The sequence below is a fragment of the Methylophilus sp. DMC16 genome (assembly GCF_056314045.1).
Map to the genome: position 1 here is coordinate 1429940 of NZ_JBQUZC010000001.1, position 21567 is coordinate 1451506.

18 protein-coding genes are annotated in these 21567 nt (G+C 52.9%); 9 read left to right on the forward strand and 9 right to left on the reverse strand.

Going from position 1 to position 21567, the window contains the following annotated elements; translation table 11 throughout:
* Positions 1–85: 85 nt before the first annotated feature.
* The 5 genes from ACT53D_RS06725 to ACT53D_RS06745 all read right to left on the reverse strand — a co-directional run bounded on the left by ACT53D_RS06725 (position 86) and on the right by ACT53D_RS06745 (position 4932).
* Positions 86–1294, reverse strand: a complete 1209-nt coding sequence (locus ACT53D_RS06725) for an FAD-dependent monooxygenase (protein ID WP_476155218.1) — start codon at positions 1292–1294, stop codon at positions 86–88.
* Positions 1284–2453 (reverse strand): FAD-dependent monooxygenase, encoded by a 1170-nt coding sequence (locus ACT53D_RS06730; RefSeq protein ID WP_476155220.1) that lies wholly within the window; start codon positions 2451–2453, stop codon positions 1284–1286. The genes ACT53D_RS06725 and ACT53D_RS06730 overlap by 11 nt, the downstream gene beginning before the upstream one ends.
* A gap of 89 nt (positions 2454–2542) precedes the next feature.
* The gene (gene pepP, locus ACT53D_RS06735; RefSeq protein ID WP_476155222.1) at positions 2543–3841 is read right to left on the reverse strand and encodes a Xaa-Pro aminopeptidase; all 1299 of its coding nucleotides are present in this window, start codon (positions 3839–3841) and stop codon (positions 2543–2545) included.
* A 97-nt stretch (positions 3842–3938) separates the two neighbouring features.
* Entirely contained in the window at positions 3939–4715 is a 777-nt protein-coding gene (locus ACT53D_RS06740) for a DUF2927 domain-containing protein (protein ID WP_476155224.1), read from the reverse strand.
* Positions 4702–4932: a DUF3820 family protein gene (locus ACT53D_RS06745; protein ID WP_476146300.1), complete on the reverse strand. Its 231-nt coding sequence runs from the start codon at positions 4930–4932 to the stop codon at positions 4702–4704. Before ACT53D_RS06745 ends, ACT53D_RS06740 begins: the two co-directional genes overlap by 14 nt.
* A gap of 179 nt (positions 4933–5111) precedes the next feature.
* Between ACT53D_RS06745 and ACT53D_RS06750 the strand changes: the two genes are divergently transcribed.
* Positions 5112–6140 carry a diguanylate cyclase domain-containing protein gene (locus tag ACT53D_RS06750; RefSeq protein WP_476155226.1) on the forward strand — a complete coding sequence of 343 codons (1029 nt, stop codon included), beginning with the start codon at positions 5112–5114 and terminating at the stop codon, positions 6138–6140.
* Between the two features lie 29 nt (positions 6141–6169).
* Here the strand turns inward: ACT53D_RS06750 and ACT53D_RS06755 are convergent, their stop codons facing one another.
* The 3 genes from ACT53D_RS06755 to ACT53D_RS06765 are packed head-to-tail and all read right to left on the reverse strand — an operon-like array spanning position 6170 to position 8257.
* The gene (locus tag ACT53D_RS06755; RefSeq protein WP_194747166.1) at positions 6170–6598 is read right to left on the reverse strand and encodes a phosphate-starvation-inducible protein PsiE; all 429 of its coding nucleotides are present in this window, start codon (positions 6596–6598) and stop codon (positions 6170–6172) included.
* A 22-nt stretch (positions 6599–6620) separates the two neighbouring features.
* Positions 6621–7286, reverse strand: coding sequence for an N-acetylmuramate alpha-1-phosphate uridylyltransferase MurU (gene murU / locus ACT53D_RS06760; RefSeq protein ID WP_476155606.1), 666 nt, complete (start codon positions 7284–7286; stop codon positions 6621–6623).
* Positions 7287–7288: 2 nt separating this feature from the next.
* Complete coding sequence (locus ACT53D_RS06765) at positions 7289–8257, reverse strand: aminoglycoside phosphotransferase family protein (RefSeq protein WP_476155228.1); 969 nt, start codon at positions 8255–8257, stop codon at positions 7289–7291.
* A gap of 198 nt (positions 8258–8455) precedes the next feature.
* Here ACT53D_RS06765 and ACT53D_RS06770 point away from each other — a divergent pair, with 198 nt between their 5' ends.
* From ACT53D_RS06770 to adk, 5 genes are all read left to right on the forward strand, one after another.
* Positions 8456–10846 (forward strand): LPS-assembly protein LptD, encoded by a 2391-nt coding sequence (locus tag ACT53D_RS06770; RefSeq protein WP_476155230.1) that lies wholly within the window; start codon positions 8456–8458, stop codon positions 10844–10846.
* The gene (locus ACT53D_RS06775) at positions 10846–12162 is read left to right on the forward strand and encodes a peptidylprolyl isomerase (RefSeq protein ID WP_476155608.1); all 1317 of its coding nucleotides are present in this window, start codon (positions 10846–10848) and stop codon (positions 12160–12162) included. Before ACT53D_RS06770 ends, ACT53D_RS06775 begins: the two co-directional genes overlap by 1 nt.
* A 36-nt stretch (positions 12163–12198) precedes the next feature.
* Positions 12199–13197 carry a 4-hydroxythreonine-4-phosphate dehydrogenase PdxA gene (gene pdxA / locus ACT53D_RS06780; RefSeq protein WP_476155232.1) on the forward strand — a complete coding sequence of 333 codons (999 nt, stop codon included), beginning with the start codon at positions 12199–12201 and terminating at the stop codon, positions 13195–13197.
* Positions 13194–13973, forward strand: coding sequence for a 16S rRNA (adenine(1518)-N(6)/adenine(1519)-N(6))-dimethyltransferase RsmA (gene rsmA / locus ACT53D_RS06785; protein ID WP_379077479.1), 780 nt, complete (start codon positions 13194–13196; stop codon positions 13971–13973). Before pdxA ends, rsmA begins: the two co-directional genes overlap by 4 nt.
* A gap of 156 nt (positions 13974–14129) precedes the next feature.
* Entirely contained in the window at positions 14130–14783 is a 654-nt protein-coding gene (adk, locus tag ACT53D_RS06790) for an adenylate kinase (RefSeq protein WP_194747172.1), read from the forward strand.
* Positions 14784–14837: 54 nt separating this feature from the next.
* Here the strand turns inward: adk and ACT53D_RS06795 are convergent, their stop codons facing one another.
* Positions 14838–17108: a TonB-dependent receptor family protein gene (locus ACT53D_RS06795; protein ID WP_476155234.1), complete on the reverse strand. Its 2271-nt coding sequence runs from the start codon at positions 17106–17108 to the stop codon at positions 14838–14840.
* Positions 17109–17359: 251 nt separating this feature from the next.
* Here ACT53D_RS06795 and leuS point away from each other — a divergent pair, with 251 nt between their 5' ends.
* The 3 genes from leuS to holA are packed head-to-tail and all read left to right on the forward strand — an operon-like array spanning position 17360 to position 21560.
* On the forward strand, positions 17360–19975 hold the full coding sequence (gene leuS, locus ACT53D_RS06800) for a leucine--tRNA ligase (protein WP_379077472.1): 2616 nt from the start codon (positions 17360–17362) through the stop codon (positions 19973–19975).
* A gap of 23 nt (positions 19976–19998) precedes the next feature.
* Entirely contained in the window at positions 19999–20514 is a 516-nt protein-coding gene (locus tag ACT53D_RS06805; protein WP_275356968.1) for an LPS-assembly lipoprotein LptE, read from the forward strand.
* A gap of 2 nt (positions 20515–20516) precedes the next feature.
* Positions 20517–21560, forward strand: coding sequence for a DNA polymerase III subunit delta (gene holA, locus ACT53D_RS06810; RefSeq protein WP_476155237.1), 1044 nt, complete (start codon positions 20517–20519; stop codon positions 21558–21560).
* Positions 21561–21567 lie beyond the last annotated feature (7 nt).

Sequence of the window (21567 nt, forward strand, 5' to 3'; positions counted from 1 at the left end):
GCAGACAGAGGGCCCCCAAGGCCTTGATGACAGCCGTTGCGTTGTATTTTTTCATACCAACTCTTTCTCGAACGTGCACCGGGCGCTACGCTTGCGTCGCGGTGCGAATTAAAAAACGTTTCAGCATAGCACTGTTTTCAACGCCGCGTAAGCCAAGCAAGGCGGCATGCGTCCACAGTGCCTGTGGACGCGCAAACAGAAAATCCAGTCCTCGCGTCAGGGCATGCATGCTTCGGATATCGCGTTGACGGCCACGCATGACATGCCGCAGCACGTTAACATCCCCCAAGGGCTTAATGCCCGGCAAGCGTGCGACTTCCGCACATAAGGCTTGCACATCTTCGAAGCCCAAATTGACCCCCTGCCCGGCCATAGGATGCACCTGGTGTGCGGCATCACCGAGCAACAGGATATTGGGCAACGCCATGGTTTCAGCTGTATTCTGCCTGAGGGGAAACGCCACCACAGCACCATTAGGCGTCAGTGGGCCCAAGACCTGACCACAGCGGTGTTCAACTGCGACTGCCAGCTCACCGGCAGACAGCGCCTGCATGCGGGCGGCCTCGGCGTGGGGTAAGGCCCAGACCAATGACACCTGCTGCTCAGGCATCGGCAGCAAGGCCAGCGTTTCATGGGCACCAAACCACTGCCTTGCCACGTGTTGATGCGCTTGTGTGGCAACATAATTGGTGACCAGCGCCGTCTGCGCAAAGTCCACTTGCTCCACGCCGATGCCACACTGCGAGCGCACCCATGAACTCGCGCCGTCTGCGCCTATCAATAATTGTGCTTCTATCGTTTGCTGCGGCAATGCTACACGGATTTGATGACCAAATTGTTGCAAGGATTGCGCCGGTGCGTCGGTGATCACCGTTACGTCGGCGTCTGCCAACACAGTCCAGCACGCCTGCATCAAGGCCTGACTCTCGACAATGCAGCCCATTTGGGCCAGATGCGCTTCCTTGGCTGTCAGGCTCAGGCTGGGCTGGACATGATGCTGCGTCGGTGACCATAAATGCATGGCGTTGACCGGGTTCACGCGCTGCGCAGGCACATGCTGCCAGACGCCAATCTCAGCTAACCAGTCCATGGTTTGATTGGTCAGCGCATAGATCCGGCTGTCCCAGTCTAACTGATCGTCGGCCCAGCCTGCTGGCAGCTCAAACGGTGGCTTGGCATCCGTCAGGACCACCTGCTTGCCCAGACGGGACAAGGCGATGGCAGCGGTCAGCCCCACCAACCCAGCACCGACAATCACTACATCTGTCTGCATCAAGTGCTTTTCAGCGTCCATAACTCATTTTTTCCACCAGAAAACGCCGGGCCATCGGTAACATGCTGAGCATCCCCAGCCCCGCGCCACGCAACACGCCCACGCCGATCAAATCATTTGAAAATACATTGACCAGAAAATCGGTAAACTGCAAGCCACGCCCGGTATCACGCTGTCTGGACGCCTGGTAGGCGAGCAAGCGGTGGTCCGCACCCCACTCATGCGATGCCGTAGACGCCACATTCTCGGCCAGCGCCACCGCATCGCGGATGCCGACATTAAAGCCCTGGCCGGCGACCGGATGCATGGTTTGCGCCGCATTGCCGATGACCACGCAATGCGCCGCAAACGTCTGTTCCAGCTTGCTTAATTTAAGCGGGAACCTGAAGCGTTTTCCGGCATGCAGAAAGCGGCCGACGCGGTCACCAAAGGCGGCATGCAGGGCGTGCAAAAAGGCGGCATCATCAAGCGCAGCAATCTCGTCGATATACGCCTGCTCGCCCGTCCACACCAGTGAAAACTGGTCACCATTCGGTAGCAGCGCCATCGGGCCGCGTGGCGTAAAGCGCTCGTAGGCAATCTGCCGGTGCGGCAGTTCAGTTTGCACCAGGCCTACCAGTGCATCATGCCCATAATGCTTGGTGTCGCGCTGCAAGCCCGGAATAGCCTCCAGACTCCGGCCGCCATCGGCCACCACCGCTAACGGCGTAGACAGTGAGTACCGTTGCCCATCGGCTGCCGTATATACAATATCGGCGGCACTGGCATGCACCTGTAAGTCCGTCACCGGAGCTTCGTAATACAGCTTAATGCCAGTGGTCAATTGCGCCAGGCGCGCATCCAGCGCCCGCATCAACACGCCATAAGACACCACATAGCCCAGCGCCGGTAGCTGATGCTCTTGTGCTTTGAGCACGGTGCGGCCCAAACCTTTTTGCTGTGACACATGAATGGTTTCAATGGCAGTGACCGCATCGGCCAACATGGACCATACTTGCAATTGCTCCAACACCTGGCGCGTGCCAAAAGACAAGGCCAGGGCACGGCCATCGCCATACATGGCGCCTGGCGCCTGCGCTTCAAGCACGGTGACCGGCACACCAGCCTGCTGCAAAGACAAGGCCAGCACCAACCCGACCGGGCCACCGCCAATCACGACAGGATGTTCAATCAATTGCATGCTGCATCCATTTGTATGACAAAAATACACTCAAAAAATACATTTTTTAAAAGAGTCTTTTAGACCTAGCCGAAATCCGTTGCAAAAGATCAGCGTTGCGCCATCAGCGCTTCGATATCCGCGACGGTTTTGACCGCAGCGGCCGTCAACACTTCATGGCCGCGCTCGGTGACCAGCACATCATCCTCGATACGGATACCGATATTCCAGAAATGCGGCGGCACATTGTCTGCAGGACGCACATAGCACCCTGGCTCTACGGTCAACACATGACCAGGCTGTAACATAACCCATGCACCGTCGGCTGTTTTGTACTCGCCGGCATCGTGCACATCCAGGCCCAGCCAGTGCCCGGTGCGGTGCATGTAAAACTGGCGGTAGCTACCAGTTTCGAGCACCGCGTCGCGGCTGCCCTGACACAAGCCATAGTGAATGAAGCCATCCACCAACACTTCGAGCGCAGCTTCATGCGGCGCATTCCAGTGCTGCTGCGTATTCACTTTACCCAAGGCGGCTGCCTGGGCTGCCAGCACTAATTCATACAAGTCCTTTTGTGGGCCACTGAAGCGGCCATTGACCGGGAAGGTACGCGTGATGTCCGAGGCGTAACCATCCAGTTCACAGCCAGCATCAATCAACAGCAAATCCCCGTCTTTGAGCTGGGCATTGTTAAAGTTGTAATGCAGGGTGCAGGCATTGGCGCCACCAGCCACAATGCTGGTATAAGCAGGCGCTTGCGCACCATGGCGATAAAACGTGTGTAAAAACTCCGCTTCGACCTCATACTCCCATTGCCCGGGACGGGTGTGCTGCATGGCACGGTTATGCGCGGTGGCAGCAATCTGTGCTGACTGGCGCATTAGGTCCATCTCCTCGGGCGATTTAAGCAGACGCATGACATCCAGCGCTTGACGCACATCAAGCAGTTGGGCGGGTGCTTGCATGCCAGAGCGGGTTTGTGCTTTGACCGCATTCAACCAAGCAGTGACTTTGCTGTCCCAGGCGCTGTCTGCGCCCAGGCTGAAATGTAAGGCAGGCTGATTCGCCATCAGTTTGGGTAGTTCGGTGTCCAGCTGCGTGATCGAGTAAGCCTCATCAAAGCCAAACACTGTTTTGGCAGCTTCAGGGCCATAGCGAAAACCATCCCAGATTTCGCGATCCAGGTCTTTGTCACGGCAAAACAAAATACTTTTGGGCTGGGGTCCGGCCATCAGCACCAACACCGCTTCCGGCTCTTTAAAGCCGGTCAGGTAATAAAAATAGCTGTCAAAGCGATAGGGATAGTGACTGTCGCGGTTGCGTGTCACTTCGGGCGCGGTAGGAATGATCGCAATACCGGCCTGCATGTGGTTGATCAACTGCTGGCGGCGGCGAGAAAACTCTTGCATGGAAACACTCAAAGCAAATCCTGGATGGTTGGGCATTGTAGCGTATTTGGTCGGCGATTGCTGGATTGGTTCCCCCCTGCCTGCCAGGCACCCACAATCAAAATCCCATCATCTCATACAGTGGTGATCGCCTGACCGATTGCTCAGCTTGTTCTATGGTGCCATCTTGTTGCCATTGTTGCAGTTGACGTGCCAGGATGGGTCGCACCTGGGCGGCATGCATGCCGGGCTTGATGGCGGGTAAATACAGCATTTTGAGCAACAAGGCATCTAGACCCGTCAGCAAGGCCTCGGGCGTTTTATCGTTAAAAACCGAAGGAAACACGCGCTCGGAATCATTGGGCAAGCCCATGGCCTGGGTGATTTCTTCGACGATGCAGGAGACCAGTGACCGATGCGCTTGCGCATGATCTACCGGAATCACCACCCAAGCCCGCTTGAGCGCCTGCCCGGCATCAGCGGTAGACCCAAACATACAGACCGCATCGTCTGGCGGCTGCATGTTTGGATTGCCACTCACCGTTCTCAAATCCTGCTGCCATTGTGCCGCCTCGCTAAAAATCACGATCATATTGGCGTCAGCCGCACTGCTGGCAAAACCCACAGCATGCCCGGTAATTTGCGCCAGATGCTGAAGGTGGTAGCGCGTCAGTGTAGTATGCTTTTCCTGTTCGTCGGCATGGTGAACCAGCCATACCTTGACCGGCTTTAACCACTTGCGCACCCCAAACTCCCCCGGCCGGTATTCGTTGTGTAACGCGACCTCTACAAAGGCAAGCTGCAGGTACTCCGGCGACTGCCAAGCCTCTTCGGCTTTGCTGGCCTGCACAGACAATAGCGCAATCAGCAAAACAATCCCTTTAAACATCGTCATGCCTGTGCGTTTCGCGTAAGGGGTTGAGTAATGGCGACAAACCATTGTGGTCGATCTCTTGCATCAATTGCAGCAACCGCCCCAACTCACCGCGTGGAAAGCCTTCACGGGCAAACCAGTTTAAATAGTGGCCGGGCAAATCGGCAATCAAGCGTCCCTGATACTTGCCATAAGGCATTTTGACGCTGACCAGTTGTAATAAATCTTCGTTTTTCATGGGCTACTTGATGCGGGATCAACTTGGAATCATCGTGGCTATTCTACTAAAAAAACTGTCGGCCCTCGCAGGCAAAGGGCCTGGCCTCAAGAATTCTGTGCAGCTGCCGATATGTTATCCAGTATGCCCTAATCACAAATAAAGAATACCTAGTGTTGAACTGAACATCGCGGAAAACCATGATGCAATACGAAGTCACCAAAGAAAAAAGTGCAGAGCACCTGCGGCAAGCCATCCACCATATGTCGATGCAGGATGCCGCCTTTCATCCAGTCAGCTATGCGGTCTGGTATGAATACTCGTCCGGCGAACACGCGCGCCTGATTGATGAGGTCAACGCACTGATTGAAAAAGAAAAAAAACTGAATGAAAAAAGCACGGCCCATGTCTTTAACAAGCATATTGCCGGCATTGATACCGATCATGCAAAAAAACTGGTAGAACGTTTCAGCCAAGTCGTCACCGAAATGCGCAGCTCGACCGAAAAAACCGGGCTGCAAACAAGCGAATACACTAAAACCCTGGATGCCTGGTCTAACGAGATCCAGCAACAGGAACCGCAACTGGCTTTGCAACTGGACTCATTGCTGTCAGAAACGCTGATGATGACCAATAGCCTCAACCATTTGCAAGGCAAATTGAGCTCAAGCCTGGAAGAGGTGGACGCGCTCAAAAACGAAATGATCAAGGCCAGACAAGAAGCCTTGCAAGACGGGCTGACTGGCCTCATGAACCGCAAAAGCTTTGACGTGGCGCTGCACGATTGCCTGCAACAGCACATCGTCGATACCAGCCTGATTATTGCGGATATTGATTACTTCAAAAAGGTGAATGACAGCTATGGCCACTTGTTTGGCGACAAGGTGATCCAGGCAGTTGCCAGCATTTTTAAAACCGTTGCCGGCAACAGCTACACGGCGGCGCGCTATGGCGGTGAAGAGTTTGTGTTGCTGCTACCGAATACGCAGCTGGAAACCGCGCGTGAAATCGCCGAGCAAATCCGGCATAAAGTTGCAGCGATCAATATCAAAAACACCATCACGCAGCATATGATTTCCAACATCACCATCTCATTGGGCGTGGCCGCCTACCAGCCTGGCGAACAGCCAGAGGACCTGTTCAGCCGTGCCGATCAGGCCCTGTATACGGCAAAAGCCAATGGCCGCAACCGGGTCACCCTGTCCAGCGAAGCCCTTGTTGCTGCCTGAGCCGTGCCGCTGAGGACCTCAGCGGCCAATTACAACAAATCCCGTTTTTGCTGGGGAATATCCTCATAAGGATAGCGGGCATGGCCAAAACGCATCACCAAGACCGAAACGGCCAGAATCAGAATCGCGGCAGACACTGCCAGCATATGCGTCTCTGTCATTTCTTTCATATCCAGCAACAAATACCGCGCCAGGGCCACCATGGCAATATAAATCGGGTAGCGCATCGGCAATTTGCCAGAGCCAAAATAACTGTTGATCATGGAAAAGACTTCCAGATACAGGAACAGCTGCAACAAATCGCCCAGGCCGACCATGCCGGCGTTCCACATACGCGACAGTTCATGCGCCAGTGAAAAGAAGGTGGCCAGTGTCACCAGCCCCAACCCTAAACGCTCTATCCACATCAAGGCCTGATGCGCCAGCTTGTCTGTTTTATGCTCGTACGGTGGTTTCATGATGCTCCCTTTTTGCTGCTTGTTATGATCTGCTTAACCATTCATCCAGTTGTTTTAATCGTTCTGGCGTCCCAATGTCATGCCAGACCCCCGCATGGTGCTGCCCGCTGACTTGTTGCTGCCGCATGGCGGCTTTTAATAACGGCGCCAGTTTGGCTGGCTGCCCGCGCGTCACCGTTACAAACAAGTCTGGATGATAAACCCCCACACCTGAGAACGTCAGTTTATGGCTGGCGTCTTCTTGCAGCAGGCCATTGACCAGGCCAAAATCTCCGGCCGGATGTTGTGGCGGATTATCCACCATGACCAGATGCGCCAGTTTACCGGCGGGGAGCGCCAGGCGTGCATAGTCAATATCGGTATAGACATCGCCATTCACCACCAGAAATGGTTGCGTCCCTAATAGCGGCAAGGCATAGGCAATCCCCCCCGCAGTTTCCAGCGCCGTACTTTCTGCACTGTAACGGATATTCACCTGCCAGCGGTCACCATCGCCCAGCGCGGCTTCAATCTGCGCCCCCAGATGCGCATGATTAATGACAATCTCAGTGATTCCTGCTTGCGCCAAGCGCTCAATATGCCAGACGATCAAGGGCTTGCCGCCCACTGCCAGCAAGGGTTTGGGCGTGTGGTCGGTCAGCGGCCGCATGCGCTCACCGCGACCAGCGGCCAGAATCATGGCGCGCATCTTCATGCCGCCTCTAGCGTCTTCAGCAACTTAAAGAAAGGACGCAACTCGACATAGCGCTCGCAAGCGGCTTGCAGATATTGCATCACCAGCGGCATATCCTTGAGGTAGCCCGCCTTGCCATCCCGATGATACAGCCGCGCAAAAATCCCCAGCACCTTGATATGCCGCTGAACGCCCATCCATTCAAAATCACGATAAAACTCACCAAAATCAGTATTCACGGGCAATCCCGCCTGCTTGGCAGACTGCCAATAACGGACCACCCAATCCATCATGATTTCTTCATCCCAGTGGATATAGGCATCCTTGAACAGCGAAACCAGGTCATAAGTAATCGCCCCGATCACGGCATCCTGAAAATCAAGTACGCCGGGATTATGCTCGGCGGTAACCATCAAGTTGCGCGCGTGATAGTCTCTATGCACGGTCACTTGTGGCTGCTGCAAAATATTGTCGACCAGCAAGGCAAATGTCTTGTCCATCACCGCTTGCTGCTCCGGGGTCAGCGTTTTGCCCAAATGCTTGCCCACATACCATTCGGGGAACAACTGTAACTCACGCATGAGCAACGCACTGTCATAAGGCGGCAAAGCGGCGGGCTGGGTCGCCAGTTGCATCTTGATCAAGGCCTGGCATGCATCACCATAAAAGGCTTTGGCATTACCGGCATTGAGCTGCGACAAATAGGTGTCATTGCCCAGATCACTGAGCAGCAAAAACCCTTGTTCCAGGTCTTGCGCGAGAATCTTGGGCACATTCAACCCCGCGGCCAGTAACTGCTCGGCCACGCGGACAAAAGGACGGCAATCCTCCTGGGGCGGTGGCGCATCCATGGCAATCAGGGTTTCTGCGGCCAGATGTACGCGGAAATAGCGACGGAAACTGGCATCGGCGGAAGCCGTGCTGAGCGTAAAGGGTTGCTGAAGTACGTCTGTCAGCCATTGCTGAAGGTGCTGTGTTCTATCCACAAAATATCCCGAATCTTGAATAGGCCTGTCTGGTGGCCGCTGCGATGAAAATGCGGCAGCCATTTTAAGGGAAAAATGACTTTTTAAGCGTTTTCATGAATAATATAGCGCAATTGAAACAAGGCATCGGGCTAACATCCCAAAATTCGCCGTAATAATTACGCTGCCAACGGCAGGCCTGACCGAAACGATCACTCTTTGAATAACTTGCACGTTCACTCATCTACTTTTCAGGAGCGCGGGATCCGCCTGATTCTGGCATTGCTGGCCATAGGCACACTCTCGCCTGAGCACTTGCGCGCTGAGGAAGAGGCTGCCCCTGAAAAAATTCAGCTGGCAGAGGCGGTCACCTTGCCAGGTGCGATTGAGATTGAAGGCGACACCCTGCAACTGCGCATGGACCGTCAAATGCGTGCGACGGGCAACGCTGTGATGCGCAAAGACGGGCAACAGGTCACGGGCGATGATATCCGCTACGATATCCAGAACGATGAATTGCAAGTCGAAGGCAATGCGGTGATTACCGCCGGTCAAACCAAAATCACCGGCCCGATGTTGCGCATGCGCCTGAGCGAAAACATCGGTGAAATGCGTGATGTATCCATTGAATTCAAAAGTAGCCCGCCACCGCCCAACGATGAGGACGGTAGTCCCTTGCTGAATGATCAGGCAATTTTACTCAGTGACCCGAAAAGATATCTGGAAGACAATCAGTCTTACAGCACCCAGGCCAGTACCAAAAGCAATGCATTTGACAACATTCGCGCCACCGCCAAACAGGTGCTCTTTGAAGGCCAGAACATCAAACGCCTGAAAGGCGCCAGCTATACCTCTTGTGCAGCGGATGTGGATGACTGGTATATCAAAACTAATAGCCTGGAACTGAACGATTACTCTAGAACCGGCGTGGCAACCAATGCCTATGTCGAATTCAAAGGGGTGCCTATCCTCTACACGCCCTGGATGAGCTTTTCGTATAACAACCAACGTAAAAGCGGCTTTCTTGCGCCCTTGTGGGGCACGACCTCGCGGAGCGGTTTTCAGCTTTTAACGCCTTACTATATCAATATCAGCCCGGATATGGATGCCACGGTATCCACCAACTACTTCAGCAAGCGCGGCCTACAACTGCAAGGAGAGTTCCGCTATCTGGGCGAAACCTATTCCGGCATCAACAACCTGGAGTATCTGGATAAAGACAACATGACGGGGCAAACCCGTTACTACGCCAAGCTCACGCATTTACAAAGCTTTGGCAGTAACTGGTCTGGCGGCTACAGCTTTGAAAAGGTCTCTGATGATACTTACTTTTCAGACCTGGCGACACGGATTCAGGTCACTTCACGTGTGAACTTGCAACAGGCCGTGTTTGCCAATTACAACAGCGAGCACGTCACCTTTAACGGCATCCTTCAGCGCTACCAAAACCTGGATAACGTGTCCTTTGTCTATCAGCGATTACCCCAACTGACCTTTACCTACAACGACGAGTGGAAAGGGTTCAAGCCGCAAATTGGGGCGCAATACGTTAATTTTCAAACCATGGATGGCATGGTAGACAAGCCTAGCGGCAGTCGCATGAGTGTCTACCCTTCGATTTCATACCCGATGAAAAACTCTTACGCTTATGTGACGCCAAAAATTGGTGTGCAAAGTACGCAATACAGTTTGAGCAACAATATACCCGTAGGATATTCTCAGGAATACAATCAGTTGAATCGTACGCTGCCTATCGCGAGCGTGGATTCCGGTCTGTATTTTGACCGTCAGACCAGCTTGTTTGATACCACGTATACGCATACGCTGGAACCACGGGCATACTATGTGTATATCCCTTATAAAGACCAGAGCAAGCTTCCGATTTTTGACACCTCGCTCAACACCTTGAACCAGAACTCGATTTTTTATGAAAATCAGTTCAGTGGCGATGACCGTGTCAATAATGCCAACCAGATGACACTGGCCCTCACCAGCCGTCTGATTGACAGTGAAACCGGCATTGAGCGCCTGAGTGGCACGCTGGCGCAGCGCTATTATTTTGAAGACCAGAAAGTCACACTACCCAATACCACCACCAGTATCAGTAAATCCTCGGACATTCTGGCTGGCTTCACGGCAAGGCTCTCCAGTCGCTTGAATCTGGATACTTTCTGGCAATACGATACAGAAAGAAGCAATATGCAGCGCAACAATTACTTGCTGCGCTATAACCCTGAACCAGGCAAATCGTTTACCTTCGGCTACCGTTACACGGCTAACACGCTGGAGCAAATCGATACTTCAGCGCAATGGCCACTAGGCTCCGGTTGGTACGGCATCAGCCGATTGAACTACTCTATCCGTGACGCCAATGCAGTACAGTTTTTGGGCGGACTTGAGTATGATGCGGGCTGCTGGCAGGCACGTGCTGTCATGCAACGTGTGCAAACAGCGACGGCCAATGCGAACTACGGCATGTTTTTTCAACTCGAACTCGGTGGGCTGACCTCTATTGGTGCCAACCCGCTGAATGTGATCAAGCGCAATATCCCAACTTATATGCGCACTTATGATATCCCGGCAATTTACAGAGACCAGAACGCGCAATGATGAAACATATACTGAATTTAATCCTCACGTTGAGTACCGCTTTGCTCATCACAGCACAGTCTGCAACCTTATTCGCGGCAGAAAAAAAACCGATTGAAAAAATGGACCGCATTATTGCCGTGGTCGATCAATCCGTAATTACCGAGCGTGAAATGCTGAACCGTATGGAATATGTGAAAGCACAAATGCTCAAAAAAGGCGCTGACCTGCCGCCCGATGAAGCGTTGCAGAAACAGATTTTGGAGCGGCTGATTGTCGATAGCCTGCAATTGCAGCTCGCAGCGCAAACCGGCATCAAGGTGGATGATGCGCAGTTGGACAAAACCATAGACCGCATTGCCGAACAAAACAACCTGACTTTGCCCGCGTTTAAAAAAGCACTCGAAGAAGATGGCACCAGCTTTTACAAATTCCGTGAAGATATCCGCAATGACATCATCATCGCCCGCCTGCGCGAGCGCGATGTTGATAACAAAGTAAATATTTCTGAAGCGGAAATTGATAACTACCTGACAACACAGGAAAAAGAAGGCGAACTGGATGAATTTAACATCTCGCAGATTTTGATTCGCCTGCCCGAAGACAGCGGCCCAGACGACATTCAAAAAGCCAAAGCACGTACCGAACAAATCATGAAAGCGCTGGCGGACGGCATGAGTTTTGAAAAAGCCTCGGCCAACTTTTCGGATGCACCGAATGCGCTGGACGGCGGCGGCCTGGGCTGGCGCAGTGGTCAGCAGATGCCTGCCCAGTTTCTTGAACTGGTTAAAACCATGCAGCCCGGCGGTATCTCTCGCCCAATCCGCAGTGCAAGCGGTGTGCATATTCTAAAGCTCAATGAAAGACGTGCGGGCGCCAGCACGCTGATTGTTGACCAGACCCATGTCCGCCATATTCTGCTCAAACCGAACGAGGTGTTATCGGACAAAGAAGCCAGACAGAAAATTGAAGGCATTAAAGAGCGTATAGACCACGGCACGCCATTCCAGGACATGGCGCGTCAGTATTCGGACGATGGCAGCGCCTCCAACGGCGGTGACTTAGGCTGGATCAGCCCGGGTGACACCGTGCCGGTGTTTGAAAAAACCATGGCAGAGTTGGTAATCAACGAAGTCAGTGCCCCTATCCGCAGCCAGTTTGGCTGGCATTTGATCCAGGTGTTGGAGCGACGTAAACAGGACATGTCCAAAGAATCCAAACGCTTGAAAGCGCGTCAGGAAATCCGTGCGCGCAAGGCGGAGGAAGCGTACAACGATTGGATCCATGAGTTGCGCGACAAGGCGTTTGTCGAAATGCGGCTGGAAGACAAGTTTTAAGTGCAGCGCACTGAAACCGGTGCATCTGCACCATCCATGAACGCTTTGCCCAAAATTGCCATTACGTCTGGCGAGCCTGCAGGCATCGGCCTGGATGTTTGCGTCAAGCTGGCGCATACCGCCCTGCCAGCAGAGATTGTGGTACTGGCCGACCCGCAAGCTTTACAGGCACGCGCTGCGCAACTGGGCATGCCACTCACCATACACACGGACGCCCGGCCACTTCACTCCCACGCAGGCGATGGTACGCTGACCGTGCTGCCCATCCCAACGGCCGCCCCCGTCGTGGCAGGCAAACTAGATCCCCGGAATGGCCGCACCGTACTAGAGATGCTGGACCGCGCGCTGGCAGGTTGCCAGGCCGGGGAATTTGATGCCATGGTGACCGCCCCCGTGCACAAAGGCATCATTAACGAAGCCGGCATTGCATTTACCGGCCACACCGAATATCTGGCAGAAAAAACAGGCACTGCACAAGTAGTCATGATGCTGGTGGGGGGAGGCATGCGCGTGGCTCTGGCGACCACCCATTTGCCACTCACCCAAGTGAGCGCCGCCATTACGCAAGCCTCGCTCACCACCACCCTGCGTATTTTGCACCATGATCTGGTACACACCTTCGGCATCCCGCAACCACGCATCTATGTCGCCGGACTGAACCCGCATGCAGGGGAAGATGGCTATCTGGGCATGGAAGAAATCGACACGATTAACCCGGTGCTGACACAGTTGCGCGCAGAGGGCATGCAACTGGTAGGCGCCCTGCCCGCAGATACCATGTTTTCGCAGAAAAACCTGGCCCATGCCGATGCGTTTCTGGCCATGTACCATGATCAGGGCCTGACCGTGCTCAAACATGCCAGTTTTGGCCAAGGCGTCAATGTGACGCTGGGCTTGCCCATTATCCGCACCTCGGTCGATCACGGCACGGCGCTGGATATTGCGGGCAGCGGTCAAGCCGATATCGGCAGCATGCTGAGCGCCATCCAGCTCGCCATTGCACTTTCGCATACACGCAAGACTCGTCACAAATGAAACATATCGCCAAGAAAAAGTTTGGTCAGAACTTCCTGATCGACCAGAGCATCATCCAGAGCCTGATCAACGCCATTCATCCGCAAGCCGAGGATCTGATGGTGGAAATCGGCCCTGGGCTGGGCGCCATGACACAGCCTTTGCTCAAACAGCTGAACCACTTGCACGTCGTCGAAATCGACCGTGACATCATTCAATGGATGCAAGGCTTTTATCCGGCGAAAAAAATGACCATCCATAATTCGGATGTGCTCAAGTTCGACTTCGGCACCCTGGGTGAACGCATCCGCGTCGTCGGCAACCTGCCCTATAACATCTCCAGCCCCATCCTGTTCAAGCTGCTCGAGAACACGGCGCAGATTATAGACATGCACTTTATGCTGCAAAAAGAGGTGGTCGAGCGTATGGTCGCTGCCCCCTCCAACGCTGAATATGGCCGTCTCTCGGTCATGCTGCAATACCGTTTGCAGATGGAGTATCTGGTCACCGTGCCGCCCGAAGCCTTTGATCCAGCGCCGAAAGTCGAGTCTGCTTTTGTCCGTTGCGTGCCTTACGCCAGCCTGCCTTTCCCGGCGACGGACGAAGCCCTGTTTGCCAAAGTGGTCACCGCCGCGTTTGGCCAGCGCCGCAAAACCTTGCGCAACACACTGAAAGGACTGCTGGATGATGCAGGCTTCAGCGCGTTGAATATCGATTCGCAGTTACGCGCCGAAAATCTCAGCGTGGCCGAGTTTGTCGCGATCAGCAATTATCTGGCAAGCCAAAATCAATCATAAAACCATTCATATCAACAAGTTAATAACAAAATAGTCACTTAGCAGCGGCCAGCCAATTTGCGATTGTGTGCAGCCTTAAGCTGATTTTAAATCTGCTTTAAAACAGAGCCTGATATAATTCTGTTTTTTTATTCTTACCCATTTTTGGAGCATGTTATGCGTTTGATTCTGCTGGGCGCCCCTGGTGCCGGTAAAGGGACACAAGCCACCTTTATCAAAGAAAAATTCAATATTCCGCAAATTTCCACCGGCGATATGTTGCGCGCAGCAGTCAAGGCAGGCACCCAATTAGGTCTTGAAGCCAAAAAATTCATGGATGCCGGCGGCCTGGTACCAGACGAAGTCATTATCGGCCTGGTCAAAGAACGCATTAAAGATGCCGACTGCGCCAATGGTTTCCTGTTTGACGGCTTTCCGCGCACCATTCCGCAAGCCGAAGCCATGAAACAGGCCGGCGTAGGCATTGACTACGTGGTTGAGATTGATGTGCCGGACGCTGCCATCGTTGAGCGCATGAGTGGCCGCCGCAGCCACCCAGCTTCAGGTCGTACCTACCATGTCAAATTCAACCCGCCAAAAGTGGAAGGCAAAGATGATGTCACCGGCGAAGACCTGGTACAACGCGATGATGACAAGGAAGAAGTGGTATTGAAGCGTCTGGAGGTTTACCACAACCAGACCGAGCAACTGATCGGCTACTATTCTGATTGGGCTAAATCCGGCGTCAGCGGTGCGCCGCAATACGTCAAGGTCAATGGCCTGGGTGAATTGAATACCATTAAAGAAGAAATCTTTGTAGCATTGAAATAATTTCTTCAAATCAAAAAGCCCGCAAGTTGCGGGCTTTTTTTATGGACGTTACGATTAGAAATCGTAACGTATGCCACCAAACACCTGGCGCTGGCGTCCTGCCACCATACCATCGACACGGCTAGCAAGATATTCGCGATCACCCAGATTATAAGCGCTGGCAAAATAAGTCATGCGACTCCCAACCGGTCTGTAATTCACAGTCGCGTTAATGAGCGCGTAAGATGGAATATCACCTGTCACCCCTCGCAATACGTTCGCACTATTACGGCCGGCTCTGAAGGACACATCCTCTTCCTGACTGCTCACATAATCAACCCCGATACGTGCATCAAGACCAACCGGATGCTCGTAACCAAAGCTTAAAGAAGCAAGATGCCGAGGGGCATATGGTAAGCGATCACCGTCTACAATATTAGCTGCTGCATTGGTTTTTTTAAATTTAGCAGTGAACAAGTTAGTGTAAGAGCCTGCGATGTAGAAGTTGTGCGAAGTGTTGTAAATCTGCCCAAAATTAATTCGACCACCAAACTCGATACCATTTTGTTCAGACTGACCACCATTAATGAATGTGCCCTGTACAGGGCCAGCGACGACAATATCATCAAAGACCGTGTGGAATAAGGTACTCTCAAATGTAACGCCTTTAAAGAAACTCGATCTTAAACCTAACTCCCAATTAATACTCTCCTCTGGCTTGGTTTTACTCACAACGGCTGTATTCGCACCATTTTCAGCAAAAAGGTCACGGTCAGGACGTGGTGGTGCAAAACCTTTGTGCACACCCGCAAATAAAGTTGTTTTCTCAAAGCCATTCCAGGTCAAACCCAATCCTGGCAATAACTTAGTTTGATTATTCGTTAACTTGGACTCAGGGTTATTTTGGGGGTTACCATCTGCACGCATCACATCCGTTTTAATCCGGATATCCTCTAGTCTCAAACCGGGCGTAAATGTCCAGTCTCCAACATAGAAGGTATTCTGTGCGTAATAGGACTTTGCTTCTACTTCAATTTTAATATCTTCTCGTGGCAAGGTCGTTTGGGCAAAACCCAGATGTTGGAAACGGGCGTCATCACCACGATATTGTTTACGATCGATGTCTTCCTTATGATATCTGAAGCCCAATACTGCATTACTTTCGATCCCGAATAGGCTGTGTTGAATATCCAGACGTGGCTCAATCCCCCAATATTCAAACTCACGTGGCCGCCAACGCCCGCCGCATTGATCAGCTAACGCCAGATTAGGGTTACCATTACCGCCAATGCCTGCTGGACATCTTTCCAGTTGGGATCGACCCGCATTTTCACCTGGGTTGTTGATTTGCCTGAATGATGCCCGTTCAGATTTTGCATAATACGCTTGCGTACTCAATTTCACCTGCTCATTGACCTGAAACAGGTGCTGCAATTGAAAGGTAGTCCGCTCATGCTGAAACACATCATTCTTGCCAGTAGGTGCCTGATACTTATCTTCGTGATACTCCACAAGGCCCAAACCGGTTTCTGATACATGCGAGTCCTCGCGGAAATAACTGGCTTTAGCAATCAACGTATGTCGGTCCGACAAGTTTAACTGTCCTTTCGCCGTATACTCCTGAATCTCAAAGTCATGATGCTTGCGGATGCCATCGCCTTTTTTATGTAGGGCATCTATCATCAGTCCTCCACGCTCATCACCAGCGCCTATCGTGCCGTAAAGACTGCTAAAGTCATGGTTACCCAACGTCGCCTGTACATTTCCATGCACTTGTCCATCCGTTGGCACAGGCCGAGTCACGAAGTTGATCATGCCGCCCACGGTCTGTGGTCCATAAAGAATCTGGCCGGACCCCTTTACAACTTCAATACGCTGTACACGCTCAAGCGGTGTGGTGTAATGCGCTGCCGGATCTCCATAAGGCGCCAGAAAGATAGGCATCCCATCTTCCATTAACAAGGTACGTGAAGTCCGGCGAGGGTTTAATCCCCGAATCCCGATATTCACGCCCAAACCAAATGTATTCTCCCCAACGACATTCACACCAGGCACATTGTTCAACGCTTCCTGAATTGAGAATGGGCGGCGCTCCATCAGTGCTTTTTCATCAATTAAATCGTATGACCCCGGCACGGAGTCCAGGCGGTCGGGCAAAATGCCACGGACTTCGAGTTTATCCAGCGCCACCGACTTGCTCGCTTGAGACTGTTCTTCTGCCAGCCCCTGTAGCGCATAGGCATGTAATGAAAATGCCGTCGCAACGACAATCAGTTTTTTTCTTGGTTTTTGCATGTGTGTAACCCCAAAAATGACAACAGAGTGTGTCAAGGCTGCAAACAACATGCCAACATATCGCGATAATTATTAACTATATGATTGTTATAAAAATAATCTATTTTATGACTATATATTAATGATAAATCAATTTAATCACTGGTCCAAAAAAACCAATCCGATTCAGAATTGGTTAATATCAACCACCACTTACGTGGATATGCAGGCGTTAAAAATTCCGCTTCAGGAAAATCATCCCCACCATCCAGCAGAACCTTAGTCAGGTATAATCTTGTTTTTTATTTCAAACCCATTTCAGCATGCAACAGCAGTATCCATTTAAAGAAGTCGAGCAACAGGCCCAACAGCACTGGGACAGCAAGCTGAGTTTTCAGGCCAAGGCAGACAGTCACAAGCCCAAATACTATTGCTTGTCGATGTTCCCCTACCCAAGTGGCAAGTTGCATATGGGGCATGTGCGTAACTACACCATCGGCGACGTATTAAGCCGCTATCACCATATGAAAGGCTTTAACGTGTTGCAACCCATGGGTTGGGATGCGTTTGGCTTGCCTGCCGAGAACGCAGCGATTCAGAATAGCGTGCCACCAGCGCAATGGACATATGACAACATTGCCTACATGCGCAAGCAGTTGAAGTCACTGGGCTTTGCCATTGACTGGAGCCGCGAGCTGGCCACCTGCCAGCCTGACTATTACAAATGGAACCAGTGGCTGTTTTTGCGCATGCTGGAAAAAGGCATCGCCTACAAAAAAACCCAGGTGGTGAACTGGGACCCAGTCGACCAGACCGTGCTCGCCAATGAGCAGGTAATTGATGGCCGCGGCTGGCGCACGGGGGCGATCGTAGAAAAACGTGAAATCCCTGGCTATTACCTCAACATCACCGGCTACGCACAGCAATTGCTGGATGATCTGGACAAACTGCCAGGCTGGCCTGAGCGTGTCAAAACCATGCAGGCTAACTGGATAGGCAAGAGCGTGGGCGTGCGTTTTGCGTTTACGCACGACATCAAAAACAATGACGGCCAATTGATTGATGACGGCAAACTGTGGGTATTCACCACCCGTGCCGACACCATCATGGGCGTGACCTTCTGTGCCGTGGCAGCCGAGCATCCGCTGGCGACACAAGCTGCGCAACAAAACCCGGCGCTGCAAGCATTTATCGACAAATGCAAGCAAGGCTCCGTCATGGAAGCCGACATGGCCACCATGGAAAAAGAAGGCATGGACACCGGCCTGACCGTCACCCACCCGATGACCGGCGAGCAAGTGCCGGTGTGGATAGGCAACTATGTGCTCATGACCTATGGCGAAGGCGCCGTCATGGCCGTGCCTGCGCACGACGAACGTGATTTCGGCTTTGCCAAAAAATACAACCTGCCGATCAAACAAGTGATCAGCGTGCTCGGTCAGGAATTTGACCTGGCAGCCTGGCAAGAGTGGTATGGCGATAAAACCAAAAGCGTGTGCATCCACTCTGGCAAATATAACGATCTGGGCTACGCAGAAGCAGTTGAGGCTGTGGCAGCTGATCTGGCAGAAAAAAATCTGGGCGGCAAGCAGACCAACTGGCGCCTGCGCGACTGGGGCGTTTCCCGTCAGCGCTACTGGGGTTGCCCGATTCCGATCATTCATTGCGACAGCTGTGGCGATGTGCCTGTGCCCGACGACCAGCTGCCGGTGAAATTACCGGAAGATTGTGTCCCGGATGGTTCAGGCAATCCGCTCAACAAGCGCGAAGACTTTTTAAACTGCACCTGCCCCAAATGTGGCCAGCCCGCCAAGCGCGAAACTGACACCATGGACACCTTTGTCGATTCCAGCTGGTACTACGCACGCTATGCCTCAGGCTTTAGCAATGAAGCCATGGTGGATGCACAGACCAATCACTGGATGCCGGTAGACCAGTATATTGGCGGCATTGAACACGCAATTCTGCACTTGCTCTACTCCCGCTTCTGGAGCAAGGTCATGCGCGACCTCGGCCTGGTCAATTATGATGAGCCATTTGCCAACCTGCTGACACAAGGCATGGTGCTGAATCATATCTTCTCGCGCCGCACGGCTAAAGGCGGTATTGAATATTTTGCGCCAGAAGAAGTCGAGCTGGTACACGATAACAACGGCAAGGTGACTGGTGCCAAGCTGCTCAAAGATGGCTCGGCTATTGACTACCAGGGCATAGGCACCATGTCCAAGTCCAAGCGTAATGGCGTCGACCCGCAATCGCTGATTGAACAATATGGCGCGGATACTGCCCGCTTCTTTATGATGTTTGCGGCGCCGCCAGAACAAACGCTGGAGTGGTCAGACAGTGGCGTGGAAGGCTCACACCGTTTCTTGAAACGGGTATGGAATTTTGGCCATGTCTTGTCCCAACAGACACCGGCTGACCTGCCAAACAAACTGACCGGCGAGCTGGCCAACCACAGACGTGAAGTGCACAGCGTGCTCAAACAGGCCAATGTCGATCTGGGCAAGCTACAGTTCAACACGGTGGCCTCTGCCTGCATGAAAATCCTCAACACGCTGGAGAAAGTGCAAAAAGAGGCAGAAAAAGACTGGATCGCCGTGGCGTTTGAAGGCTACAGCATCCTGTTGCGCCTGTTATCACCGATTGCACCGCACATCACGCAAGTCATGTGGCAATCGCTCAAACTTGGCGAAGACATTCTGTCTGCCAAATGGCCAGAACCAGCCAACTCAGCCCTGGTACAGGACGAGGTGGAATACGTGGTGCAGGTCAATGGCAAGCTGCGTGGCAGCATCAGCATCCCCAAGAGCATGGCCAAAGAGCAGATTGAAGCGACTGCCGTTAATCAGGACTTCGTCCAAAAATTCCTGAATGAAGGCAGCGTGAAAAAAATCATCGTCGTGCCCAACAAACTGATTAATATTGTGGTGGCTTAGCCCTTTCTTTCGAGGAGCGCATTGTGCAGCAGACAACCCCTACCCGCTGGATTCACGCGATCACCCTGTGGTGCAGCATCGCCGTGCTGACGGCGCTCTTGTCTGCTTGCGGGTTTCACCTGCGCCAACCGTCACCGATTGCCTTTAAAACCATTTTCATCAAGGGCTCTACGCAAATCAACATTGCGCTCAAAAAGGCCTTGGTAGAACAGGGTGTCAAGGTTGTGACCGACGCAGAAGAAGCTGAACTACAGCTGGAACTGCTCAAAGAAGAAAACGAACAACGTATTCTGTCTCTGAGCGGGACCGGGGTGGTGCGAGAATACGAGCTGTACTACCGCGTGCAATACCGTACCAAAGTCACCGGTGAGCCAACTTGGGCACTGCCGTTGATCATGGAAGGCCGTCGTGACTATACCTATAACGACGCCAACTTGCTGGCCAAGCAGGCCGAGCAAAAAATGCTCAGTGACAGCATGCAGTTAGACGTGCTCAACGGCATCATGCGACGACTGTCTGCCCTTAAAAAAGCCGAATAGCCATGCGCATTCAGGCGGCGCAACTTACGCAATATTTGCCTCCCAAACAGCATTTGTTCGTGCTGGCGGGCGATGAGCCCCTCTCCATCACCGAGGCCATAGACCAGATCCGCGCCGCCGCACGCCAACATGGCGCGCAAGAGCGTGCCAGTTTTACAGTGGAGCGCTACTTCAACTGGGCACAAGTCAGCCAGTTTCTGCAGAGCTTTTCGCTGTTTGCCGAGCAACGGATTCTTGAAATCAACCTCCCCACCGGCAAGCCCGGCGTGGAAGGCGCCAAAGCCTTGCAGCAACTGGCAGAACAGCCTGCGGCTGATACCACCATCATCCTCACCCTGCCCGCCCCAGACCGTGACATGACCAGCAGCGCCTGGTATGAAGCCCTGTCGCAACATGGGGTGCTGCTGGTACTGAATCAGGTGCCACTGGCACAACTACCGGAGTGGATTGCGCAGCGACTGGCCATGCAACAGCAAACTGCAGATGAAGCCTCGCGCCGCTTTATTGCCGAGCAGGTCGAAGGCAATCTACTGGCCGCCCATCAGGAAATCCAAAAACTGGGCTTGCTCTACCCACCCGGCCCGCTCAGTGAAGACGCCATCCGCCAATGCGTGCTTAATGTGGCCCGCTTTGACGTCTCGCAACTGGGGGAAGCCATGTTGCAAGGCGACCCGCAACGCGTCATGCGCATGCTCGAAGGCCTGCGCGAAGAAGGCGAAACCGCGGTGGCGGTCATGAATCCGCTGATTTGGCTGTTCCGCCCATTGTTGCAAGTCAGGCTGGCCATGCAACAAGGCATCGCCATGCAAGCCGCGCTGAGTCAAGCCAGGCTATTTGGTGACCGCCAGCAATTAGTCAGGCGCGCGCTGGAATTTTTACCGCAAAAACATATCGAAGCTGCTTTGCAAAAACTGTCTGACATAGACCGCATGGCAAAAGGCGTGGGCGATGGCGATGCCTGGCTGGAGCTGTCAAGGCTATGTACAGGCATTGCGCGCATGGCAGCCAACAAGACGGCCAGAGCTGCGGCAGGCAGGTCTCGTTAAGGTTTTC